Source organism: Cognatundibacterium oligocarboniphilum (assembly GCF_013377855.1).
Lineage (GTDB): Bacteria > Pseudomonadota > Gammaproteobacteria > Burkholderiales > Burkholderiaceae_D > Undibacterium > Undibacterium oligocarboniphilum.
In genome coordinates, this window is the sequence record NZ_JABXYJ010000004.1 from 295,415 (window position 1) to 318,918 (window position 23,504).

Annotated in this window: 23 protein-coding genes; 6 read left to right on the forward strand and 17 right to left on the reverse strand. The window is 54.7% G+C overall.

What is annotated here, in order from left to right:
- Positions 1–4 precede the first annotated feature (4 nt).
- The 8 genes from HV832_RS08605 to HV832_RS08640 form a co-directional block, all read right to left on the reverse strand.
- A complete protein-coding gene (locus tag HV832_RS08605) occupies positions 5–2,350 on the reverse strand; it encodes a sensor histidine kinase (protein ID WP_176803214.1) in 2,346 nt (781 codons plus the stop codon).
- On the reverse strand, positions 2,347–2,937 hold the full coding sequence (locus tag HV832_RS08610; RefSeq protein ID WP_176803216.1) for a DUF4390 domain-containing protein: 591 nt from the start codon (positions 2,935–2,937) through the stop codon (positions 2,347–2,349). Before HV832_RS08610 ends, HV832_RS08605 begins: the two co-directional genes overlap by 4 nt.
- A gap of 57 nt (positions 2,938–2,994) precedes the next feature.
- A complete protein-coding gene (rsmB, locus tag HV832_RS08615) occupies positions 2,995–4,416 on the reverse strand; it encodes a 16S rRNA (cytosine(967)-C(5))-methyltransferase RsmB (RefSeq protein WP_176803218.1) in 1,422 nt (473 codons plus the stop codon).
- Between the two features lies 1 nt (position 4,417).
- Complete coding sequence (locus HV832_RS08620) at positions 4,418–5,056, reverse strand: LysE family translocator (RefSeq protein ID WP_176803220.1); 639 nt, start codon at positions 5,054–5,056, stop codon at positions 4,418–4,420.
- Positions 5,057–5,084: 28 nt separating this feature from the next.
- Positions 5,085–5,960: an alpha/beta hydrolase gene (locus HV832_RS08625; protein ID WP_176803222.1), complete on the reverse strand. Its 876-nt coding sequence runs from the start codon at positions 5,958–5,960 to the stop codon at positions 5,085–5,087.
- Positions 5,961–5,963: 3 nt separating this feature from the next.
- Positions 5,964–6,308, reverse strand: a complete 345-nt coding sequence (locus tag HV832_RS08630; RefSeq protein WP_176803223.1) for a DUF1840 domain-containing protein — start codon at positions 6,306–6,308, stop codon at positions 5,964–5,966.
- 161 nt (positions 6,309–6,469) lie between these two features.
- Positions 6,470–6,973 (reverse strand): hypothetical protein, encoded by a 504-nt coding sequence (locus HV832_RS08635; RefSeq protein ID WP_176803225.1) that lies wholly within the window; start codon positions 6,971–6,973, stop codon positions 6,470–6,472.
- A gap of 15 nt (positions 6,974–6,988) precedes the next feature.
- Positions 6,989–7,936, reverse strand: a complete 948-nt coding sequence (locus HV832_RS08640; protein WP_176803227.1) for a DMT family transporter — start codon at positions 7,934–7,936, stop codon at positions 6,989–6,991.
- Positions 7,937–8,109: 173 nt separating this feature from the next.
- Here HV832_RS08640 and HV832_RS08645 point away from each other — a divergent pair, with 173 nt between their 5' ends.
- Both HV832_RS08645 and HV832_RS08650 read left to right on the forward strand, forming a co-directional pair.
- On the forward strand, positions 8,110–8,475 hold the full coding sequence (locus tag HV832_RS08645; RefSeq protein ID WP_176803229.1) for a hypothetical protein: 366 nt from the start codon (positions 8,110–8,112) through the stop codon (positions 8,473–8,475).
- Positions 8,476–8,565: 90 nt separating this feature from the next.
- Complete coding sequence (locus tag HV832_RS08650) at positions 8,566–9,057, forward strand: GNAT family N-acetyltransferase (RefSeq protein WP_176803231.1); 492 nt, start codon at positions 8,566–8,568, stop codon at positions 9,055–9,057.
- A 21-nt stretch (positions 9,058–9,078) separates the two neighbouring features.
- Here the strand turns inward: HV832_RS08650 and HV832_RS08655 are convergent, their stop codons facing one another.
- Positions 9,079–9,348: a DUF1161 domain-containing protein gene (locus tag HV832_RS08655; RefSeq protein WP_176803233.1), complete on the reverse strand. Its 270-nt coding sequence runs from the start codon at positions 9,346–9,348 to the stop codon at positions 9,079–9,081.
- Entirely contained in the window at positions 9,345–10,832 is a 1,488-nt protein-coding gene (locus HV832_RS08660; protein WP_176803235.1) for a M20 family peptidase, read from the reverse strand. The genes HV832_RS08655 and HV832_RS08660 overlap by 4 nt, the downstream gene beginning before the upstream one ends.
- A 171-nt stretch (positions 10,833–11,003) precedes the next feature.
- Between HV832_RS08660 and HV832_RS08665 the strand changes: the two genes are divergently transcribed.
- Complete coding sequence (locus HV832_RS08665) at positions 11,004–13,175, forward strand: ATP-binding protein (RefSeq protein WP_176803237.1); 2,172 nt, start codon at positions 11,004–11,006, stop codon at positions 13,173–13,175.
- A 1-nt stretch (position 13,176) separates the two neighbouring features.
- Here HV832_RS08665 and HV832_RS08670 read toward each other — a convergent pair whose 3' ends face one another.
- The 6 genes from HV832_RS08670 to HV832_RS08695 form a co-directional block, all read right to left on the reverse strand.
- A complete protein-coding gene (locus HV832_RS08670) occupies positions 13,177–14,382 on the reverse strand; it encodes a DUF1501 domain-containing protein (RefSeq protein WP_176803239.1) in 1,206 nt (401 codons plus the stop codon).
- A 24-nt stretch (positions 14,383–14,406) separates the two neighbouring features.
- Positions 14,407–15,981 carry a DUF1800 domain-containing protein gene (locus HV832_RS08675; RefSeq protein WP_176803241.1) on the reverse strand — a complete coding sequence of 525 codons (1,575 nt, stop codon included), beginning with the start codon at positions 15,979–15,981 and terminating at the stop codon, positions 14,407–14,409.
- A gap of 143 nt (positions 15,982–16,124) precedes the next feature.
- On the reverse strand, positions 16,125–16,862 hold the full coding sequence (locus HV832_RS08680; RefSeq protein WP_176803243.1) for a DUF2076 family protein: 738 nt from the start codon (positions 16,860–16,862) through the stop codon (positions 16,125–16,127).
- A gap of 54 nt (positions 16,863–16,916) precedes the next feature.
- Positions 16,917–18,434 (reverse strand): YifB family Mg chelatase-like AAA ATPase, encoded by a 1,518-nt coding sequence (locus HV832_RS08685; RefSeq protein WP_176803245.1) that lies wholly within the window; start codon positions 18,432–18,434, stop codon positions 16,917–16,919.
- Entirely contained in the window at positions 18,435–18,677 is a 243-nt protein-coding gene (locus HV832_RS08690) for an accessory factor UbiK family protein (protein ID WP_176803247.1), read from the reverse strand. It abuts the gene before it with no gap.
- A gap of 160 nt (positions 18,678–18,837) precedes the next feature.
- On the reverse strand, positions 18,838–19,011 hold the full coding sequence (locus tag HV832_RS08695; RefSeq protein WP_176803249.1) for a hypothetical protein: 174 nt from the start codon (positions 19,009–19,011) through the stop codon (positions 18,838–18,840).
- Between the two features lie 130 nt (positions 19,012–19,141).
- Here HV832_RS08695 and HV832_RS08700 point away from each other — a divergent pair, with 130 nt between their 5' ends.
- From HV832_RS08700 to HV832_RS08710, 3 genes are read left to right on the forward strand one after another with little or no spacing between them, the layout of a single operon-like run.
- Complete coding sequence (locus HV832_RS08700) at positions 19,142–19,888, forward strand: TorF family putative porin (protein WP_176803251.1); 747 nt, start codon at positions 19,142–19,144, stop codon at positions 19,886–19,888.
- 14 nt (positions 19,889–19,902) lie between these two features.
- Positions 19,903–20,241: a P-II family nitrogen regulator gene (locus HV832_RS08705; RefSeq protein WP_176803253.1), complete on the forward strand. Its 339-nt coding sequence runs from the start codon at positions 19,903–19,905 to the stop codon at positions 20,239–20,241.
- A gap of 21 nt (positions 20,242–20,262) precedes the next feature.
- Positions 20,263–21,840 carry an ammonium transporter gene (locus HV832_RS08710; RefSeq protein WP_176803255.1) on the forward strand — a complete coding sequence of 526 codons (1,578 nt, stop codon included), beginning with the start codon at positions 20,263–20,265 and terminating at the stop codon, positions 21,838–21,840.
- 274 nt (positions 21,841–22,114) lie between these two features.
- Here the strand turns inward: HV832_RS08710 and HV832_RS08715 are convergent, their stop codons facing one another.
- Positions 22,115–23,389 carry a tetratricopeptide repeat protein gene (locus HV832_RS08715; protein ID WP_176803257.1) on the reverse strand — a complete coding sequence of 425 codons (1,275 nt, stop codon included), beginning with the start codon at positions 23,387–23,389 and terminating at the stop codon, positions 22,115–22,117.
- Positions 23,390–23,504 lie beyond the last annotated feature (115 nt).

A 23,504-nucleotide genomic window follows, 5' to 3' on the forward strand; every position in this document is an offset into this window, starting at 1 on the left:
ATGCTCATGCCGTATTTGAATCCGGTGCTAACTTTAACAGTAAAATCGCCACTTTTGCACCGTTTGTATCGCTGCGATTTTGAATATCGATTCTACCGCCGTGTTCGTCAATTATTTTTTTGACCATCGCTAACCCCAGGCCGGTTCCGCGCGGTTTCGAGGTTGCATAAGGTTCGAATGCGCGCGCCAGAATCTTGCTGGAAAAACCAGGACCGTTATCGATAATCGACAGGCGCACGGCCTGATGCACATCATTACTTTTGCCGCTGTAGCGTACCACTTCGGTGATGACATCAATTTGCGGCTGGATATCTGACGGATTATCGGCCACAGCGTCCTGCGCATTCTGCAGCAGATTATGGATCACCTGGCGCAGCTGAGTTGCGTCCCCCATGATTTTGGGCAGATCCGGCGCCAGACTCAGGCGGATAAAATCACGTCCATCACCCGCCAGGTACAGATGCAGAACTTCGTCAATCAGCGCCGCCAGATTCAGTTGCGACAGCACGGCTGGCGGTGTTTTGGCATAATCACGGAAGTCATCAACCATGCGCTTCATCGAGGTGACCTGATTGACAATCGTGGTGGTGCTTTTGTTGAGTATTGCCGCATCGCTGTCGCTGAGCTTGTCCTGCAGTTTCATTTGCAGGCGTTCTGCGGAAAGCTGGATCGGGGTCAGCGGGTTTTTGATTTCATGAGCGAGTCTGCGCGCCACTTCGCCCCAGGCGATTGAGCGCTGTGCAGAGATGATGTTGCTGATATCGTCAAACACAATCACATAGCCGTTGCCGGAACCAACCGGCAGGTGAGAGCCGCGCGCCAGCAGCGTGATGCTCTGTTTGTCTGCATCAGGCATGGCATCGGAAGCCGGTTCTGCACTGGCGGTGGAGTCATGGCGCGGCACCTCAATCTGCTGCTGCCAGTGCTGTTCGCGCTCGTCTTTGCCGCCTGCGGCAGACTGCGCATGCTGTTCAGAAAAGGCTTTATCAATCGCTTGCCCGAATTCGCGCATCCCTTCAATCTCTGTCAGAGGCAGACCGATTTTGGCTTCCAGCGGGCGTTGCAGAATCCGTTCCACCGATTCATTGCAGGTGACCAGATGACCCGCCTGATCCAGCACCATCACCCCTGCCGACATATTCGCCAGCACTGACTCCAGATAGGCTTTGGCATTTTCGAGTTCGTTGCGGTTTTTTTCGACGGCGGCGCGGGCGTCGAATAATTGCCGGGTCATCGTATTGAACGATTGCGTCAGGCTGCCCAGCTCATCGCTGCTGGCCACAATCGGACGTGGCGACAAATTGCCTTCGGTGACCGCTTTGGTACCCTCTGCCAGTAACAATAAAGGCCGGGCAAGCTCACCGGAAATCAGGAAAGCGCTGGTGATCGCTGCAAAAATAGCCAGCAGCAGTGTGAGCGTCAGCGTAAAAATGTACATGGTTTTCAGACTGCCGCGCCCCAGCGAACGCATCTGATACTCGCTCGATGCACTTCGCAGCGCCTCGGCATGTGCCGCCAGATTGGCGGGAACCGGCTGTATCAGCTGGAGGTAATAAGTCTCGCGTTGGAGTGACAGGCTGGTATCGCTGGCCTGCATTTGCACCACCACCCGTGAGCGCAGGGTTTTTTCCGGTTCCGTGGTGATGACCGGCCGCTGACTGGTGTTCGCGGAATCGCTGCTGTCCGTTTCCGGGAGATGGATTTTTTCATCCGTGGCAGCATAAAAACGGGCGTTGCGTGCCTGCCGGATCATGTCTGCTGTCGGCAGTTCGGGCACCAGCCGCGCCAGACTCTGGCTGGCAGTAGCAATCAGGCGACCGCGGCTGTTGACAATGGTGGCATCCTGCACCATCGCTCTTTCACGCAAGCGGGAAAGCTGGATGCTGAGCGGTGTTTCCGATGGGGTTGCCAGCTCGCTGGCCATGTCGCGCGCCTTGGCCTGCAGGTCGGCCAGCAGGAAGTCGAGCGCAGCAAGACCGAGGTTTTTGCCGGAATCGAGCGCGGATTCCACTTTCACGTCAAACCAGGATTCGATGGAGCGCGTGACAAACGTGACGGAGACCACATAAATGACTGAGCCGGGCAGAATCCCGACCAGTGCAAACAGCAGAACCAGCCGGGTCATCAGGCGTGAACCGAATTCGCGGTTGCGGTAACGGCTGAACAGGCGCCACAGCAAGGTCACAATCAGTGCCAGTAAGGCCAGCGCGACGACCGCATTCGAGCCCAGCAGCCAGCCGTAGTAAGGCTCAAAATTGGCCGAATTATCCGATGCGGTCGTCAGCAGAAACAGCAGGATGCCCATCAGGGCACCACCGATAATCAGCGCGTACCGCAGGAATCTGGTCACTTGTCTTCCACCTTGAAGGTGAACCGTTTCCAGTCAGACGCAAAACGCCAGTCGCTGTCTTTCAGGGAGGTGATCAGAAAGGTTTTTGGCAGATAACTCAGATCCAGTTTCAGTTTGACTGCCACATTGTAAGTGGCGCCGGCGGTCAGGCTGCCTTTTTCCGCCACGACCCAGCGCCGTGGCCGCAGAACCAGCGCCAGCGCTTCCTCCAGTGTCGGAAAACTTTGTTGCAGGCCGCTGTTAATCGTGGCGGTGTATTGCCGGGTCCAGGTGTTGTAGGCAATTCTGACGGTTTGCACCGAACGGATGGTTTTTTCATCGAACCAGTACCAGCGGGGTCGGGTCAGTTCGATTTCGGTGGAAAACGTCAGCGGAATTTCACGGTTGATCGCGTCAATCAGGCCGTGGCTGAGTTCAAAGCTGAAAGTGGCCGCCAGTCGGTAACCTTCGTCGCTGTTTTCAATCCGCGCCGAACTGACTTCCGCTTCTGCCGCCTGCACCGGTGCAGGCATGATGAGCGCAGTCCACAGCGTTAACAGCAGTGTCAGCGCACAGCGGCACAGGAAATCATTCAGGCGGTCAGGCATGCATTCAGGAAATAGAAAGATTGAGACTGAATGATAACGTGAAGCCGCTGGTTTCCGTTAGCTTTGCTCCGGTTTTTGGAACAGGGCGTAGAACAAACCGTCATGTTCGTTGTGTGCATCGGACGAATTGGCCAGTGTCGGCAATAACTGACCCGGTGCGTCCAGGCGGATGGCGCCGTGTTTTTCGGCAAAGGCAGCAGCCTGCTGTTCGGATTCTGCCGGCCAGATGGAGCAGGTGACCATCAGCAGTTTTCCGCCCGGAGCCAGCATCCGCCACAGATTATCCAGAATCCGGGATGACAGCGCGGCCAGTTGGGCGGTATCGGTCTTGCGGCGCAGCCAGCGGCTGTCCGGATGGCGGCGTACCACGCCGGAAGCCGTACAGGGCACATCCGCCAGAATCCGGTCATACGGCTTGTTATCCCACCAGCCGGAGCGACTGGCATCGCCGTCCTTGATGGTGCAGAACAGTTTCAGCCGTGCCAGATTGTCATGAATTTTTTGTACCCGCGCCGGATCGGTGTCCAGTGCCAGCAACTCGATGTCGGCAGATTCGAGCAGATGCCCGGTTTTTCCTCCCGGTGCGGCACAGGCATCCAGCACCCGCATGCCGTCGTGCACATCCAGTAGCGGTGCGGCCAGCTGTGCCGCTGCATCCTGCACTGATACCATGCCTTCTTCAAAGCCGGGAATCTGCTGAACCGGCATCGGCTTGTCGAGCCGCACGGCAAACGGGCCGATCTGACGCGCACCGATCTGCTGGTTGGCAAGCAATTGCAAATAGGCTTCGGTGCTGCTGGCGCGGCGGTTCACACGCAGCGTCAGCGGCGGCGGATGATTACCTGCGGTCAGGATCGCCTGCCAGTCGGACGGATAGGCGGCTTTCACCTGGTCCACCCACCACTGCGGGTAATTCCAGACTGCCGCAGGCTGTTTCATGACCAGTTTCAGTAATTCGTCTTTTTCGCGCAGATAACGGCGCAGAACGGCGTTCACCATGCCTTTGGCAAACACCATGTGAGAATTGGCGCTGGCAGCGGTGACCGTCTGATCGACCACGACAAAATTCTCGTAAGGTGCGACCTCATTTTCGTTGCTAACCAGTAATGTCAGCGCGCAGCACAGCAAACCGTAGAGCAGGGCAGGCTCCGGCGTTTTGTTGGTCATTGCTTTCAGCAGCGCATCGACCCGTCCGACCTGACGCATGGTACGGTAAGAAATATCCTGGATTGCGCCGCGCGCCTGAGGCAGCGCCTGGGTTTGGACAAAGACTTTATTCAGCGCCTGCGGCAGTGCGGTGCCTTCCAGCACATAAGCGACTGCCTGTGCCGCTCCTGACAGGCTGAATGCGAGCGAATCGGGTTTCAGCTCAATCAGGGGTAATGCCGTATCTGCCGCAGTTTCGGTCTGTGCTTTGGCAGACTGGCGTGCTGGCTTGCCAGCAGGTTTTCCGAGGATTTTTCTTGGTTGTTCTTGCATATCAGTGTTTCGTGAGTACCAGTTTGATGCCGAGTCCGACAAATGCCGTGCCGACGACCCGCTCCAGCCACAGGCGGTAACGCGGATTGCGGTTGGCGCGGCGCGCCAGTGTACCAGCGAGAAAGGCCGTACCGCTATTCCAGAGCGTGCTCATTACGACAAAAATAGCGCCAAGCAGCAGGAAAGAGGTGGTTTTATGCGGTGCATCGGGATCCACGAACTGGGGGAAGAACGACAGGAAAAACAGGACGACCTTGGGATTGAGCACATTTGTCATGATGGCTTGCCAGAAAATGGTCAGCAAGGGGCGGCGTTCCGGCTCGGTGGAACGGGCGACCAGCGCTGCCGGTTTGCTCGATGCCATGCGGATGCCCAGATAGATCAGATACGCGCCGCCGGCCAGTTTGATGATAGTGAAAGCCAGTGCCGATGTGGCAATAATGGCTGTCAGTCCGAAAGCCGATGCAAATGCGTGAACCAGACAGCCGACCGAAATACCGAGTGCGGAAATGAGTCCGGCAGTACGTCCCTGTGCGATGCTGCGTCCGACGATGTAGGCCGTGTCCGGGCCGGGCGTAGCATTCAGCAACAGGACGGCCAGGCAAAACAGGCCGAAATTGACGATACCAAGATGTTCCATAGCAGTGCTTTCCGTCAGAAAAAGAGATTTAAGCCACAGCAGGTGGCGTGAATGGATGCTGATCCAGCCAGGTACGCAAATCATCAAATACTTTTGTCGCATCCAGTTCGTTCAGGATTTCGTGATAAAAACCGGGGTAATAGTGTGCCTGTACATGGCTGGGCCGGATGGCAGCGGCAAAGCGCTGGCTGCCGGCCGGGTCCACCAGATGATCGTCCATGGCGACCAGCAGCAACACCGGCACGCTGATGCCGGAAGCATGGGCATGCGTGAATTCGATTGCTGCCAGCATACTGTGCAGCAGACGCGCGCTGATTTTCGGATGGACCAGTGCATCGTTTTCGTAAGCCTGAATCACTTCGGCATCATGCGATAAATAGCGGGTTTTGAGGCCATTCGGCAGACCCGTGCCGGGAAACAGCCGGGTCGCAATGCGCAGCAGCCATTGTTCTGCACCGGACATGCGGATCGCCAGCGCCGGTGACGACAGGATCAGGCCACTGACCGGCGCGATGGCGCCGGCGACAAAGCGGGCGGCAAACAATCCGCCCATGCTGTGTCCCATCAGTAGTGGCGGGGCGCACAGCTGGCTGCTGAAATCCCGGATCACTTCTTCGGCATCACGCAAGATGGCGAGGTTATCCGGCACATCGCCCGCCGCACCGTCCGACTGGCCGTGTCCGCGGTGGTCGTAGGTGCGGACAGTAAAACCAAGAGCATTGAAAAAACGGGCAACATGGGCATAGCGGCCGCAATGCTCACCGAGACCGTGCATGATGACGATCCCTTGCGCTGCGGTTCTGGCGCCGGCAACGGCAGCAGCAGGCCAGTCGCGGACAAATAGCCGGATGCCGTTGCTGGTGATGAATTCGGATTCGTTGGTATGCTCGATGTGTGCCGTCATGAATCAGACACCCCAGACGACTTCTTTTTGCATTTTATTGGCGGCGTGCAGCATTTCCAGGACGGGAAACACGCGGGCCGCAAAAGAAACCGGTTCCGGGATTTCATGTTCATGGTCGTCGCCTTTTTCGCTGTGGTGCGCATTCACATCCCGGCTGACTTCCTCGGATACCGGATGCGCCTTGCTATCAGCGATGGCGGCTTCGATTTTGACGATGGCCAGCGGTAATTCCGCCGGAGTGATAATCCCGCGATCAACATCCTTGTGCAGCAGATCGAGAATGCGGCGGGCGTGTTCTTTGTACATGGTGATCTCTGTTGCGGCTTTGGATTTAAACGTGATCAGCATGGTTTTGGCTCCTTGTTTCTATCGTTCCGGTAGGGACGGCTGGTTCGTGTGCTGCAATCAGGATGAGGTTGTTGCGTCAAGAATGTCCTTGGCTGCAGACAGCTATTGACTGTGGTCATTTCTATGATAATCCGATTTCCGGTATTGTGGTGACTGTGGTTTCAGTTTGGCCGGAATGAACGCATAAATGTATCGATCAGATCCTGATCCAGCTTTTTTTCCGGCCCCAGTGCGATAATCTGATAGATATGCTCGCCCTGAATCACGAAGCGTGCCGCCATCAGCACGGGTTCACCGTTGCCCAGTCTGCCATGTATCTGCAGCACATCTCCCGGAATGTGGTTGTCCGTCGTGGTTGTCGCCTGAATATTGCGTAGCATGCCCTGTTTCATGGCTTCGGATACCTTGCCTGCCTGGCCGGCATCGTCCAGCTTCAGTGTGCCAACCGCAAAACTGATTCCGCCGGCTTCAGCAGCAGTCATCTGCATGGTCAGCGGCAGTCCCGCAAGCACCACAGGCTTTGACATGCTGGCAGGTTTGCCCGGCATCAGTATGCTGAACGGAACATCATTGCCGCGCACTTCGCGCCAGTCAAACTGCGGGCTGCAGGCGTTCAGGAGCAGTGCACATCCTGCGATCAGCATTAATCTTGTTATCAGTCGCATCGGTCGTTAAATCCATCAGTGTGGCTGGGTATGGAATTTCCGCAGCGCAAATGCCACACCGGCGCACAGCAGGATAACACCGGCGAGGATCGGCATGGCGGGCAAAGTCTGACGTAACGCAAAAGCATAAGACAGCGCTGCCAGTGTTTCAAAGACGATCAGCTGCCCGCTGAGACTGGTCGCCAGTTTCTGGCTGGCGTAATTCCATAGTAAGGTTCCCAGCCATGATGCCAGCAAGCCCAGCATGAACATGATCAGTACGAATTTTTGCGGTGTGCTGCCCAGGGGAAACTGGAATGCAGAAACATCCTGCTGATTGTGGAGCAGACCGTAACCGACGAGGCCGGCTAATGCCAGCGGCAAGGTTGCCAGTCCCTGCACGGTTGCCCAGGTGCCGGGCGGGATATGCGGATTATTTTTCAGATAACGGCTGTTCATGATCGGATACCAGGTCCAGGCTGCCACGGCGACCAGGGCAAGCAAAGTACCTTTGACATAATCGTTGATGCTGCGCTGGTGATCCAGATGCTGCAATTCTTCGCCATTCACCAGCATGATGCCGCTGAAAATCAGGAGCAGCGGAAACAACAGTTTTTTCCACGCAATCGCTTCGGACGGATGGTGCGGCGACCAGTTGGCGCAAACTGCAATCACGACGGGCAGGGTGCCGATCAGCATGGTTGGTAACGGCGCATCCGCCAGTTGAATTGCGCTGGCGAGTGCGGCGTAGTAAATGATGTTACCGATCAGAACCAGTTTCAGCGCACTGATCCAGTCCTGCCGGTGTAGCTGACGGATGCGCTGCCGATCCAGCCATGCAGGAAACAGCGCAATCAGACCGAATGCAAAATAGCGGCCGAATGACAGCATCAGACCGGGATAATCAGGCAACAAAAGTGGCGTGATAAATACCAGCCCCCACAATAGCCCGGCGCCGAGTGCGGCCATGACTCCATTGAACATAAGCACTTTCTCAAGAAATGGCATTTTAAGCCGTTCAGCATCCTATGATAATCGGTTTATCGCCGGCATACGCTGCCGGGCCGGATGAATTTACCACGGTGCTGGGTTATCATAGAGCGGCATTCGCTGTTAAGGCGGATGTCTTGCCCGACTTTTCAATATCTGGGGTTACGATGTCATTGCGTCATATTGCTGTACTGGCGGTTTTTCCGCTGCTGCTGAGTGCCTGCGACCGGCTGGGGATTGCTGATCCTGCCAGAGAGGCGGCACAGAAAGAGGCGGACGCACGTGCGACCGGCAGCGCCTGCCGTCATGCCGGCCGCGCGATTGAAGACTGCTATGCGCTCAATCCTGATGCGGCGCGTTCTGCGGTGTACGCCGGCTGGAAAGAGATGAATGACTATATGCGCGAAAATAAAATCGAGAACGTGAAGCCGGAGATTGCGCATAACGCACCGGTCGCCGATGAGAATGCCAGCGCGTCCGAATCCGCTTCTGCTTCCGCCTCTGCTTCCGCATCGGGCAAGTCCAAAAAATAAACGGATAGATCTACTGACCTTTGTCCTGTCTGCTCATCAGGCGGGCGATATTGTTTTTCTGATTTTCTGAACATGTTCACGATACGACTCATGCAGGAACAAGACCTGGACGCGGTGTTTCATGTCCAGACCCAGGCTTATGTCCCGCAGATGGTGGAGTCGATGGTCTTGTTGCGCGAACGCCTGCAGGTCGCTGCCAACTGCTGCTGGGTGGCTTGCGATGCTTTGGGTGCAGGGGCGTATCTGATGAGCTATCCTTCCGTGTCCGGAAAAATTTCCCGGTTGGGAGAGTCTTTTTGGGTTGCGGCAATGCCTGATACCCTGTATCTGCACGATGTTGCAGTCGGCCAGCGTCTGGCAGGTAAAGGGATCGGCGTGGCTCTGATACAGCAGGCATTACAGTATGCGCGTCAGCAGGGATGGCGTCATGTCGGGCTGGTATCGGTACAAGACACCCTGGCGTTCTGGCAAAAGCAGGGATTCAGCGTATGTGAAGGGCCGCCCCCCGGGCAGGAAGTTGCGTTGCAGACCTACTCAGGGGTAGCGTATTACTGTGAAAGGAAGCTGGATTTTCCGGACTGAATCAGGTGGCCGGAACTGTGATTATTCCTCGGTCTGATCCTGTTGTTTTTTTCCTTTCTGCTTGTGGTAAATGATTTTCTTTTTACCGCCTTCGCAAACGCCGACAACCCGTAATTTGGTTTCGGTTTCTTTGGGTACGATTTTGAGCGTGTAGTCGTTCACGCCCTTGCGTTCCAGTTTCGCATGGACTTTCTCTGCAATTGCCTCACAGGGAGTGATCGCCGCCCAGGATGAGGCACTGCCAAGCAAAGAAATGGCTACCAGACTTTGAGCCACGAAGTATTGATTCATTTTGTCTTCTCCTGTTCCATGGATGATTTGCTGCTGTTAATCAGAAGCTGGTGGTAAAAACGTATCATTTCTACATAATTTTTAACAGAGATGCGTTCATTGGTTCCATGAAAACGTGGTAAATCATCACTCGTGGCACGGACCGGCGAAAATTTGAAAATATGTTGGCTGAGTTTTTCAAAATGACGTGAATCCGTTGCTCCCAGCATCAGGCCGGGAGCAACGATGGTGTCGGCGAACACTTCGCGCACTGTCCGGTTCAGTGTCTGGTAAGCCGCCGAATCTGAGGCGGCCACCTGCGATGGCTCCGAGTTACCCGGTAAAGCGGTGATATGCAGCGCATCGTTGCCGACAGTTTTTCGGATGTGCTCAATCATGCTGGCCTGCGTATCACCTGGCAAGGTGCGAAAATTGACCGTGGCATCGATATGGCCCGGCAATACATTGTCCTTGTTGCCCGCATGAATAGTGGTCAGCGCAGTCGTGGTGCGCAGGATCGCGTTGGTGCTGCCGGCTTTTTCGAGCTGACTTTGCACCAGCGGGCCAAACAGCCACAGATTCGATAGCAACACCCGGTTCACGCCATCCATTTCGGGTGCAATCGTTTGAAACATATCCAGTGCCACGCCGCGTATATTGGCAGGTAGCTGTTGCTGTTCAAGCTGGTTTAATGCTGTGCTCATCATGCCGATGGCTGTCTTTTGCGGTGGCATGGAAGAATGTCCGGGCGTAGCATCCAGACTCAGATGGACGCTGGCATAGCCCTTTTCTGCCACGCCGATCAGAGCCGCAGCAGGTTTCAGTCCTTTCAGGATACCTTCTGTCACAAGCATTCCTTCATCCAGAATGAAGGCGAATTGCAGATGCCTGCTTTCGAGCAACTGTGCAATGACTTTCGCACCCTGCAGGCCGCCGACCTCTTCATCGTGGCCGAATGCCAGGTAAATGGTACGGTGCGGTTTGTAGCCATCGGCCAGCAGCCTTTCAACAGCCTCCATGATGGCAAACAGATTGCCTTTATCGTCCCATGCACCGCGTCCCCAGATCATGCCGTCTTTGACGATACCGGCGAAGGGCGGCTGTTCCCATCGCGCTTCTGTTCCCGGCGCGATCGGCACCACATCCTGATGCGCCATCAGCAGCACGGGCTGGGCGTTCGGATCGCTACCTTCCCAGCGGTACAGCAGGCTATGGCCGCCAATGACTTCCCGTTGCAACTGACGATGGATCAGCGGGAACGATGTTGCCATGTGTTGATGCAGCTGCCGGAATTCTTCCTGAGCGGTCTGGCCGTCGCCGGCTGAGATGGTTTTGATGCGCAGAGCACCAGCCAGTCTGCCGGAGAGCGCATTTTCGTCAAGACTGAGCATTGGTGCTGGGGTAACCGGGATTTGCCGGGATGCGTGACGCCATGTATTTCCGGCGATGATTAAAATCAATAACAATAAAATGCCTGAAAGCAATAAAATAATCCGTCTGGTCATGATGATGTCTCTTTATACTGATTAGAATAATTGTCGGATACTACTTCTCATCATTTCACATCTCTTACTTCTCTGGCAACATAAAGTGGCGCGAGTGTCGGATGTGAACACAGTCGGCTGAAGCTGGCCTGATAATCTGATAAACCCGAATCTGAGCGATATAACTTTTTGATGAAAACCGCAGCATTACATACTGGCCGGATTGCAAAGGGACTGGCGTTGTGCCTGATCATGGCAATTGTGCTGGCGGCCGGTGCGTTTGTGTATACGCTGCGCTTGCAGGAAATCAGGAAATGGGAGAAACAGACCGAGACTTACAGCATTGTGCTGGCCGAGTCGACCAGCCTGCAGATGGATTTTGCCTACGCTGCGCTGGGCAATATTGCTGAACGCATTCAGGATCGCTGGAGTATCAGCGCCGAATATTTGTCGACCAAGCTGGGGACCTATGATTTTCATCAGTTCCTGAATGAAAAGGTCGCTTTATTTCCATCGATTGAGGTGATTTCGATTCTGGATGTGGATGGTCGGGTGATCAGTACTTCCCGCGCTTTTCCGGCACCGGATTACAGTCTGGATGACCGCGATTACTTTCAGGTGCAGCGTGATAATCCGGTGCTGGGAACTTATCTGAGTAATCCTGTGCGCAGTAAAGCGACGGGGAAATGGCTGTTTTTTTTAAGTCAGCGGCTGACAGGCAGTGACGGTGAATTTATCGGAGTTGTGACGCTCGGCATCTCACCGGATTTTTATACCGGTTTTTATCAGAAACTGGGCTCGGAAGGGCATACCTCCATCAGCCTGCTGCGCAATGACTTCACTTTCCTTGCGCGCTGGCCTGAGAACGATGCCGTGATGGGCAAGAAAAATACGACAGGCAGCACATATCACCTGATTCACGATCTGCAGAAAAATTCCGGCGTACTCATTACGGATGGCGCACCCATGTCCGACGGCGGAGTGATCAGAACCCGCATGACGGCCATACAGTCGTTGAAAAAATATCCGCTGATTATCAATTTTTCCATCGACCCTGAATTGTATCTGTCTGACTGGCGCACGATGACGACGGCGATTGCCATCGTCGCTCTGGCAGCGATTGCCGCAGTTGTTGCTGCGTTCCGGGTGCTGATTCGGTTATCCCAGCAAAAAGACCACGACATGCAGGTCATGACCGGATTGAAGCGCGAGGCCGATATCATCAACCGTAGCCAGGCCGGATTACTCCATAGCCTGACCGAACAGCAAAAGGCACTCAAAGATTCGTCCGACCGCTTGCAGGCTATTTTCCAGAATGCGGCGGACGGTATTGTGATGATTGATGATGCCGGTATGATTGAAACAATGAATCCGGCGGCGCTCGGCATCTTTGGTTATAGCCAGAACGCATTGCCTGCCGACAGCAGCCGGCTTTTTTCCAGCCTGCGTCAGTTGGATGTACCGGGATTATCTGTCGTATCCGATGAATCTCTGGAGAATAGTCCGGTGCGGATGGAAACGGAGTGCCTGCGTAAGAATGGCACGCTGTTTCCGGCTGAATTATCCGTCAGCAGATATCGTTTGGCAGGACAGCGCAAGATCATAATCACCATGCGGGATATTTCTGAGCGTCGCAAGATCGAGCGCATGAAAAATGAGTTCATTTCAACCGTCAGCCATGAGTTGCGGACGCCGCTGACCGCGATACGCGGCGCATTAGGTTTGCTGGCTGGCGGTGCTGCCGGAGATATCCCTCTCACATTATCGCCGCTGATTTCGATAGCGAACAAGAACAGCGAAACTCTGGCGCGCCTGATTAATGATTTACTGGATATACAGAAAATCGAAGCCGGGAAAATGGATTTCAGTTTTGAACGGCTGAACGTGCTCAATTTGCTGGACAATGCTGCACACAATAATCAAAGCCTTGCCGAGAGCCAGGGGGTTCGTATTGAGCTCGATACAGATCCGGCGATGCCGCCGGAAACGGCTGTACTGGTGGATTATGGCCGCTTCCAGCAAGTGATGGCGAACCTGATTTCCAATGCCTGCAAATATTCGCCCTCCGGCAGCAAAGTCCGCTTAATGGCGATGCTGACTGATGCGCGCAGTCTGCGGGTGGCGGTGTCGGATCAGGGCGAAGGTGTGCCGGATAATTTCCATGACCGGATATTTAATAAATTTTCTCAGGCAGATTCTTCCGACACCCGGGCCAAAGGTGGCACCGGGCTGGGGCTGGCGATTTCCAGATTGCTGGTGCAACAAATGCATGGCGAAATCGGGTTTTATAACCTGCCTGCTGAACAGGGTGGCGGTGCCTATTTTTTTATTGATTTGCCAGTCGCTGATGCTGAAACTGCCTGAATCAGAGTAAGCCGATTTCTTTGGCGCGGACGCCCTGAAAAACGGTATTGAGCTGCTGACTGTTCAGACCGTACAGGCGACCAAACAATCCACCGAGGATGGCGCGGTACTCGTTTAAGACGGGGTAGTCGCGGTTCTGGAATAGCTGCCCCGGCGTCAGACTGATCTGCTCCCCCAGTATCTGGCCACCGCGCACATTGCCGCCCATGACCCAATAAACACTGCCATGTCCGTGATCTGTACCGCGTTTGCCGTTTTCGCGAAAGGTGCGGCCAAATTCGCTGATGACCACCACGGTGGTTTGCTGCCACTGGCTGCCCATGCCATCGCGGAATGCGGTCAGACCGCGGCCAAGTTCATCCAGTTTCCCGGCCAGCATGCCTTTGGCGGCACCCTGATCGACATGCGTATCCCAACCGCCGATATCGACGAAACCCAAGGTATATTTGTCCCGCATCATTTTCGCGATGCGTTGCGCTTCCAGCGTAAAACTCTTGGTGGTAATGGCGTTACGGTTGGCGGCGTCCATTTCTTCCTGCATTTCGCGAGCGACTTCCTGCCGGACTGTAAAGCCTTCATTGACCTGCTGCGCCAGCCCGGTCTGACCGTACATTTTTTCAATCAGCTGGCTTTGCCGCGCATCGAGGTTCTGACGGGAGATATTTCTGACGGCCGTATTCACGACCTCTGCCTGGCCTTGCATCGCCAGCGGCAACTGATCGGTAAACGCCATTGCGGGCACCGGGCCGCCGCTGCTATTTAACACGGCAGCCAGCCGGTTCATGAAGCCGGAATGGAAATCACGGCGCCCATTCAATGGCTGCCCCAGTTCGATACTGTCCTGTGTTTCAAAATGACTGCGTGACAGATCATCAGTACCTGCAAACGGAACGAAGGCAATTTCATTTTGCAAATACAGCGGATAGATACTGTCGCGCAGTACCGGATGCAAGCCCCAGTCGGCATTCAGTGCCAGTGCTGAATCGGCGCCAGTGCCCGGACGGGCGATGGCAATGTTGGGACGGGATTCGTAATAAAAACTGCTGCCGGTTGGTACCAGCAAATGACAGGCATCATAGCCGCCGCGCAGAAAAACCAGCAACAGCTTGTTCTGTACAGTCGGCGCTGCCAGCAACTGACTGCTGTAGCTCAGTGCGGGTAGGGCTGTCAGGGCAGCCATGCGTTGCAGAAGTTGACGGCGATCCATACATTATCCTTTGATTATTAAAAATCAGCGCCGCATCATCTCGGGCGATGCCAGAAACAGCATATTCCACTCTGCTGGTGTTTTTGCCTGTTCTAATGTCTGCTGGGTGTCTTTCCCTAACGTCTGACTGAGCGTTTTGACATACATGGAATTGGCCAGTGCGGGTGCTGGCGGTTTTTCCAGCATAGTCTGATTATCTGTCTTGAACAGTGCCGGCGTGCCGGCAGATAAAGCCCGTGCGACATCAAACCGTGTTGCCATCTGGCCCGGGCTGGCCCAGGCGCTTTCTGTCATCGCATAACCGTCTGGCGTCTGCCTGCCATTCAGCGGTTCACCCATCATGTTCAGCCAGTTCAGGATGGGACCGGTATTGACGATGCAATTACCGTCGTATGCCAGACGGATCGATGAGACGGTGTAATGCAGCGGGTCTTTGAATTTATTACCGAGCGAAGCGATAAATTCGGGCGATTCAAACATGGTCAGCAAAGTGCGCGGGATATTGCCGTCGCTTTCCAGAAAGGTTTTTGCCATGTTTTGTATCAGCGCCTCGGATGGTGTGTCGGAAACAAAGTAAACCGCCATTTTCTGGCTGATGTAGCGGGCGGTTGCAGGCTGCCTGCTCAACAGGGTCAGTACATCTTCCAGTTCGTTTAATCCTCGTCCCGGGATGCGTGTTCCCAGAATCTGCTTTTCGCCAAAATCATGGCGTTGCGGATTGAATTCAAATAAACCGTGGCGCACATAAACACGGCTCAGTTCGGGGCGGATTTTGGGGTTGTTTGGTGTGAGATTCACGCCGACGCCGGTCAGTACCCGTGCCAGTTCCTGCACATCACGCTGGGTATAGCCGCTGTTGACGCCCATGGTGTGCAGCTCCATGAGTTCACGTGCGTAGTTTTCGTTGATGCGGTTGACAGCATTGTGCTCATTGTCCAGGTAACGCAGCATCGCGGGATGATAGACCGTTGCTTTGAGCAGATCCCGGAAATTGCCGAGCGCATGCGGGCGGATGGCGTTTTCTTCAAAATCACCCAGCATGGCGCGCAGATTATGCTTGCCGCTGTGGATGTTGAAATGATTCATCCAGAACCAGGTCATCTGTTCCTGCAACTGGTTTGGGGAATAAATGTCGCGTAGCAGGGAACGTGTCATCGCTTCGCGCGCCAGGCGATTCAGCTCCTGCTGATAATCTTTGCGCAGGCTGTCGTCAGTGCCTTTTTGCTGCTCTGCGGCGATACGTCTTTTCTCCAGCGCAAAAATCATCTGGTCCAGCGGCTGTTGCGAAATCGTCATGGCGCTGATCTGCGCCTGCACCACTGGCGGAACGACCGTCGCACGCCCCCACAATTGTTGATGCAAAAAGAGATCTGTCCCGACGGCCTGCAACTGTTGATAAGTAGAAAAATTACTGCCCCAGGTCACGCGGTTTAATAGTTGTTCTGGCTTGACTCCTGCCTGACTAAGCACCTTGCTGGCGGGAGGCGGTGATTTATAAGTTGCTGTATTCGTACCGGAGGGTGACTGATGCGCACAGGCAGCCAGCAGACACACGAAACTTGTGGAAACGAAACGCGAAAGGGGTGCAGCGGTTAACATGAGAACTCATTTCTCCGGACACAATCAACGGTCGTCAGCATACAACGGATTACCCGCAGAATAGATGACTGTGACAGGAAAAATAGTGGGACTGACGGTAATTCAATCGCTTACATTTCTTCAGGGAAATGTAAGCAATGTTGTCAGACGATATCGCTATCGTCGCTGATCCCGGCGTCTGTATCGGTGAAGTCTGTCGTGAAGTCCGGTGAGCTGGCAGGTTCCGGATTTTGTGAAAAATAACCGGGGATCATGCCGCCTTCATTAGACGTCAGTTGTTGATTCATGGACTGGTCGGTGAGCACGGAGTGCTGCGATCCGCCACCAATCAGATGGCTCAGTCCCTGATACAAAAAGGCACCGGCGGCGACACCGGCAGCGGTTGCTGCCACATTACCCAGCAGGCTGCCACCCTGACCACCGAAAAAACTGCTGCCCGACTGCGGGATAGCTGTTGCTGCAAAAGGCGCGCTGGCGGCAGCGGTTCCGTAGGTCGTCAAAGGATTGCCGGTAACGGATGTTGCTGCTGGCGCATTGACAGCGACAGTAACCGGAGCCGGACTCAGTGGGCGGGTGCTGGCGCTATTGCCCCAGGCGCTGCTGGCCGGATCAAGAAAGGGTGTAGCGGCGGATGAAGCGGGCAGGGCATTGAGTGCCTTTTGTTCGCGCAGATCGGCCTGCAGGCTGCTGATCTGTGTATTGGCGGCGACCAGTGCTTGCTCCAGCAGCAGCGCACGCTGTACCAGCAGATACGTGGTATCCGGCTGGCGGGTTGCTGCCTGGCTGATCAATGCAGCTGCCTGCGGATCTTTGCTGACACCTTGCACTTGCACCAGCTGATCGAGAAAATTTTGTAAAACTTGCATTTCCTGAGGGGACATTGCTCTCTCCTGTCGAGGGTGATATGGCCCTATCTGGTCACGCTGTGATGATTTTCAATAGTCCCGCAGGGCACGCCGGTATTGAATGGCTTCGGCGACATGCGCCATGCGGATGTCGGGTTCTCCGGCCAGATCGGCAATAGTGCGGGCAACCTTCAGAACCCGGTGATAGGCGCGTGCCGACCAGTTGAATTTTTGCATCGCCTGTTTCAGCATCTGAGCTGCTTTTTCTTCCGGCTGGCAGAGTGTGTCGATATCGCTGGTGGTCAGCAGATTATTCGGTTTTCCCTGCCTGCGTTGCTGGCGCTGAAATGCCTGTTCGACCCGCTGCCGGATCTGGAGGCTGGTCTCACCGGCTTTTTGCGCCTGCAAATCTTCATACGGCAGCGCGGCAACCTGTATCTGCAGATCAATCCGGTCCAGCAACGGGCCGGAAATTTTGTTCTGATAACGCGCCACCATGTCGGGCGTGCAGCGGCACTGGCCATTGCTGTGCCCCAGATAGCCACAGGGGCATGGGTTCATGGCGGCGATCAGCTGAAAGCGGGCTGGAAAATCGGCTTGCTTTGCCGCACGCGAAATCGTGATGTGTCCGGATTCCAATGGCTCGCGCAAAACTTCCAGCACCTTGCGGTCGAACTCCGGTAATTCGTCGAGAAACAGTACGCCATGATGCGCGAGCGAGACTTCGCCGGGACGGGGTGTGCCACCGCCACCGACCAGCGCGACTGCGGATGAGGTATGGTGCGGAGAGCGAAATGGCCGGGATTTCCAGCGTTGCACAGAAAACCCCGAAGTCAGCGACTGAACGGCGGCCGATTCAAGCGCTTCCTGATCGGTCATGGCCGGCAAGATACCCGGAAAGCGGGATGCCAGCATAGATTTTCCGGTACCCGGAGGACCGACCATCAGCACAGAATGGTTGCCGGCCGCGGCAATTTCCAGTGCCCGTTTTGCCTGCAACTGGCCTTTGACATCTGCCAGATCGGCATAGCTGGTATTCCCGCAATGCAGCGTGGAGCGATGCGGTGCCAATCTTGCACTGTCATCGGTAGCGGCAAAGTGGGCGCATACCTGCAGCAGCGAGTCGGCCGGATAAATCGTGGCATCGCTGACCAGCGCAGCTTCGCTTGCATTCTCACGCGGCAGGATAAATGCGGCCTGCTTTTGCGGGGAATGCTGGCAGATGGCGAAGGTCATGGCGAGCGCTCCGCGGATCGGACGCAGCTCCCCGGAGAGCGACAGTTCGCCGGCAAATTCATACTGGTCGAGCTGATCGGCGCGTAACTGTCCGGAAGCGATCAGGATACCCAGCGCGATCGGTAAATCAAAGCGGCCTGATTCTTTGGGTAAGTCCGCAGGCGCCAGATTGACGGTGATCCGTTTGGCGGGAAATTCAAAGCGTGAATTCTGCAGCGCTGCTCTTACCCGGTCTTTGGATTCCTTGACTTCTGTTTCCGGCAAACCAACGATCGTAAATGCAGGTAAACCGTTAGCCAGATGCACTTCAACCGTGACCTGCGGGGCATGCATGCCGCTTAAGGCACGGCTTTTAAGTACGGCCAGCGACATTTATTGATCAGACTGTTGCTCTTCCATAGCGGCGATGCGTGCTTCCAGCGCCTCCAGTTTGGCGCGGGTTTTGGCCAGCACCTGTGCCTGAATATCGAATTCTTCCCGGGTCACCAGATCCAGTCTGGAAAAGCCTTGCGTCAAGACGGCTTTGACATTTTTTTCTATATCTTTGGCAGGTGAATTTTCCAGAGCCTGGCTGATTTTGGATTGAATATCGTTAAAAAAATTGGATTTATCCATGAGTTTTGCCTGAAATAGTGATGACCAGCAACGCACGCGTCATAGATGCACGCAACTGGTGCGAAACAGAAATTGGTAAAAGGCTGCTGATTTTTTTCGCATTAAAACGGTGCAAAACATATTCTCTGCACCAGATCGGTTCTGTTGCTGCTGAATTTACTTATATCTTTAGGAAATCATAGCGCAAAGCGTTGTCGCTGCCCATTGGTATGGTGATTTTCTTTGCACCGTGACAAGTGGTATCCGGAATATGGGCAGTGATTGCACTGTTATTAGCATGATCTTCCGGTGTCATCAAAGCTGGCACGACTCCTGCTAATACCTGATTAAACATCTTTTAGGGTTCATTTCCGATATTGCCACGAACGATCTTCTGGCGATACGCACCGGTGACCGATGAAGTGAGTTCAGTTGAGTTTCTTATTCCAAAACCAAGTTATGCAGATAAAAGAAGGGGAAGCGTCATGAAAAAATCCGTACTCGCCGTTGCAGTTGCCACGACATTGTTGAGTGGCTTTGCCTATGCTGATGAACCGAAGCCAGATAATGAACTGAGTTTCAATATCGGCGTTGCCAGTGAATACCGTTATCGCGCTATTGCGCAGTCACGCATGGAACCTGCTTTGCAGGGTGGCGCTGACTATACCAATAATCCGACCGGATTGTATGCCGGTACCTGGTTGTCCACGATTAAGTGGATTAAGGATGCCGGTGGCAGCGGTGATCTGGAATGGGATATTTACGGCGGCAAGCGCGGTGAAATCACCAAGGATGTCAGCTATGACATCGGCGTGCTGAGCTATGTGTATCTGTCGAACGGCCTCGATAAAGTGCCGGGCTCTGCGAATGCGAACACCACGGAGATTTACGGTCAGATCGGTACCGGGCCGTTTTACGCGAAATACTCGCATTCCGTTACCAATCTGTTCGGATTTGTGAACAGTAAAAACAGCGGCTATCTTGATCTGGGCGCGAATATTGAATTACCGGAAGCGTACACACTGAATCTGCACGTTGGGCGGCAGACGGTGAAAAATAATTCGGCCTATAGCTACAACGACTGGAAAATCGGTCTGACCAAAGAATTCTTTGGCGTCTCTTTCAGTCTGGCAGCGCTGGGCACCACGGCTGATAAAAACCTGTATGTGACGCCGGCAGGAAAATTTACCGGCAAAACGACTCTGGTGCTCACAGCCGTCAAAACTTTCTGAGATGAGAGAACACTATGAAACTGATTACTGCCATCATCAAACCCTTTAAACTCGACGAAGTCCGCGAAGCCCTGTCGGAAATGGGAGTGCAGGGCATTACCGTCACTGAAGTCAAAGGCTTTGGCCGTCAGAAAGGACACACCGAGTTGTACCGCGGTGCCGAGTATGTGGTCGATTTCCTGCCTAAAACAAAAATTGAAGCAGCCGTGGATGACGCGATCGTCGAACGCGCTATCGAAGCGATTGAGAATGCTGCCCGGACCGGAAAAATCGGTGACGGCAAGATTTTTGTCTATGACCTGCAACAAGTTGTGCGTATCCGTACCGGTGAAACCGGTAACGATGCACTCTGATTCGCCTACGAGGGAGTTCACATGAAAACATTATTCAAGAACATACTGATCGCAGGCGCTCTGCTTGTATCGGTGGGAACGACATCCATGGGATGGGCGGATGAAATACCGGTGAAAGCTGATGCGACAGCCGCCAGCCAGGCGGTCACTGCTTCCGCAACTGCCGCCACCCCGGCAGCGCCGGTTTCTGCTGCGGCAGCATCGGTCACATCAGCGGCACCGGCAGCAGTCGCCGATGCAGTGGCCGCATCCGCCGCGGCGCCGGCACCGGTAGCAAACAAGGGTGATACCGCCTGGATGCTGGTGGCGACGCTGCTGGTGATCCTGATGACGATTCCGGGTCTGGCATTGTTCTACGGTGGCCTGGTGCGTTCTAAAAACATGCTGTCGATCCTGATGCAGGTATTCATGATTTTTGCCGTCATCATTGTCCTGTGGTGTATTTACGGCTATTCGCTGGCATTTACCGAAGGTGGTAAATTCATCGGTTCGTTCGATCGCGTATTTCTGAAAGGCATCTGGGATCCTGCCAAGGCCACATTCTCCACTGCAGCGACGTTCAGTAAGGGTGTCGTGATTCCTGAATTTGTCTATGTGGCTTTTCAGGCGACATTTGCGGCAATTACCTGCGGCCTGATCATCGGTGCTTTTGCCGAGCGCGCAAAGTTCACCGCCGTACTGCTGTTTGTCGTGCTGTGGTTCACGTTCAGCTATTTGCCTGTAGCACATATGGTCTGGTTCTGGACCGGTCCGGATGCGATCAAAGATGCGGCAACGCTGGCGACCGAAACAGCAAAAGGCGGTTATCTGTGGCAGAAAGGCGCGCTCGATTTTGCAGGCGGTACTGTGGTGCATATCAATGCGGCGATTGCCGGCCTGATCGGTGCCATCCTGATCGGTAAGCGGGTTGGCTATGGTAAAGAATCCATGGCGCCGCACTCACTGACGATGACCATGATCGGCGCATCGCTGCTGTGGGTGGGCTGGTTCGGTTTCAATGCGGGCTCCGCGCTGGAGGCGGCAGACGTGGCTGCGCTGGCGTTCGTGAATACATTGCTGGCAACGGCTGCGGCAACAGTTTCCTGGGTGTTTGGTGAGTGGATGTCGAAAGGCAAGCCTTCCATGCTGGGCGGCGCTTCCGGTGCGGTGGCAGGTCTGGTGGCGATTACGCCGGCATGCGGCTTTGTCGGTCCGATGGGTGCGCTGATCATTGGCCTGCTCGCCGGCATCGTCTGTCTGTGGGGTGTGAATGGTCTGAAACGCCTGCTGGGTGTGGATGATGCGTTGGACGTATTCGGTGTGCACGGCGTCGGCGGTATTCTGGGAGCATTGCTGACCGGCGTGTTTGCTGCGCCATCCTTAGGCGGTCAGGGTATTTTCGATTATGTGACCAATAAAATGTCGGCAGATCCGTATTCGATCGCGGATCAGGTCATGACTCAGGCAACCGCGGTCGGTGTGACGGTGCTGTGGTCGGCAGTGGTCTCGGTGATTGCGTACAAGCTGGTGGATCTGGTCATCGGCCTGCGTGTTCCTGAAGATGAGGAACGTGAAGGTCTGGATATCACCAGCCACGGCGAGTCTGCCTATCATTCCTGATGCAGTCCTGATGCGGCTGACTGACAGTCGCAAGCCAAGTCTTGATGTAGTCAAGCTAGTATCCTCAGTGTCATGTGCAGAGCGCGTGGCACTGATTCCACGGTTCAGTCTCCGGCTGAACCGTTTTTTTATTGCAGGCAGTATTGCAGATAGCGGTGCCAGGAACGGATTGCGGCGGATAAAAAAACACCGGCAGTGTGAAACTGGCCGGTGTTTTTTTTGAACCTGCCCGGAGTCGTGCAGCGCATTGCTCTCCGGGGCGGACGGTACAGGATTACTTGGCTTCTTCCTTGCGGACATATAACCAAAGACGTCCCAGATCGGCTGTGCCGTCGGCAGCCTGCAGGGATTTGAAAATCTCCGCAGCTTTATCGCGGTTGCCCGATTGCAGGTAAGCCATGCCGAGGTGCAGGCGGGCTTCATCAACCGACTTCAGACCACCTTTGGCAATGCCTTGCTCCATCAGGGCGATGCCTTTTTCGGCCTGATGATTGATCACATAGTTGTACCCGATATTGACCAGACCGGTACCGGTCTTGGCGTTTTTGGCGGCAGTTTCACCGGCATCCAGCGATTTGATGTCTTCCGCAGCCTGTTTGTAGACGCGGTCTTTGAGCTGCTTGTGTTTGGGGGCTTCTTTTCCGGTGCCCAGCAGGTTGGCGGCATAACCTGCGTCCACGGCGGTTTTCGCTTCTGCCGGCAAGCCTGCCAGCAGCGCGAGCTCGGCCATTTCCACGTATTGCGCAGCATCATCCATATTGTTGGTTGCCAGCAGCAGGCGGTACAGATCAAGACGCAGGCGATCCGAGAAGCCGGGTTTATGTTCGACCCGGTAAATCAGGTCGCCCCAGTATTCGCGGGTCGGATAATGCTGAACCACGCGCTCCAGCACGGCGGTGTAGCCGGCATTGTCTTTGAGCTGCTGGTAGCTGCTGGCCAGCAGGCGCAGGTTTTCTTCGGTGGTGATGCGCTGCGCTTTTTCATCGTCAGCCAGCATGGTCTTCAACTGAGCAATCGCATTCTGGAAATCACCCTTGAGGTAGTAGCAGCGTGCCAGCAGATTGTTCATCTGCGCATTGGCGTTGCTCTTCTCGATATAGCGTTTGGCCCAGACGATGGCTTCAGCATAATTTTTTTCGTTGTAATAGGTACCTGCCAATCCCTCGATCAGGCGCAATTTCTCATTGTCTTTGAGAAATTCGGAATTGATCATTTTGTCAAAGGAAGTGGCCAGCAGCGGTGTATTGTTGGTGCCGGAAGCAACGACTGCGCGCATACGGCTCAGGGCGAATACTTCGTAAGGCGTTTTGTTTTCCATGCTGTCGAGCGCATTGATTTTTTCTGTCGCTTCGGCAAACTGTTTCTTGTCCAGCAATTCCTGAATTTCAGTCAATGGTTTGCCCATTTCTTTGCGCACTACCATTTTTTTGGCCAATTCGGCCTTATCTGCTGCTTCATCTGCGTAAGCGGTTCCGGTAGTGACAGGCAGCACGCCCGAGCCGAGTGCTGCCAACATCATGGCAGCGAACAGGAAAGAAATTTTTTTCATGGGATATCCGGTAAAAAATGAAGATGACCGCACGAGCGCGGGTTCGTCACAAAACGCTCAGCCATCGGCATCTGTTGACAGCTAATGGGCGGAAGCGGGCATTATAACTGAGTCG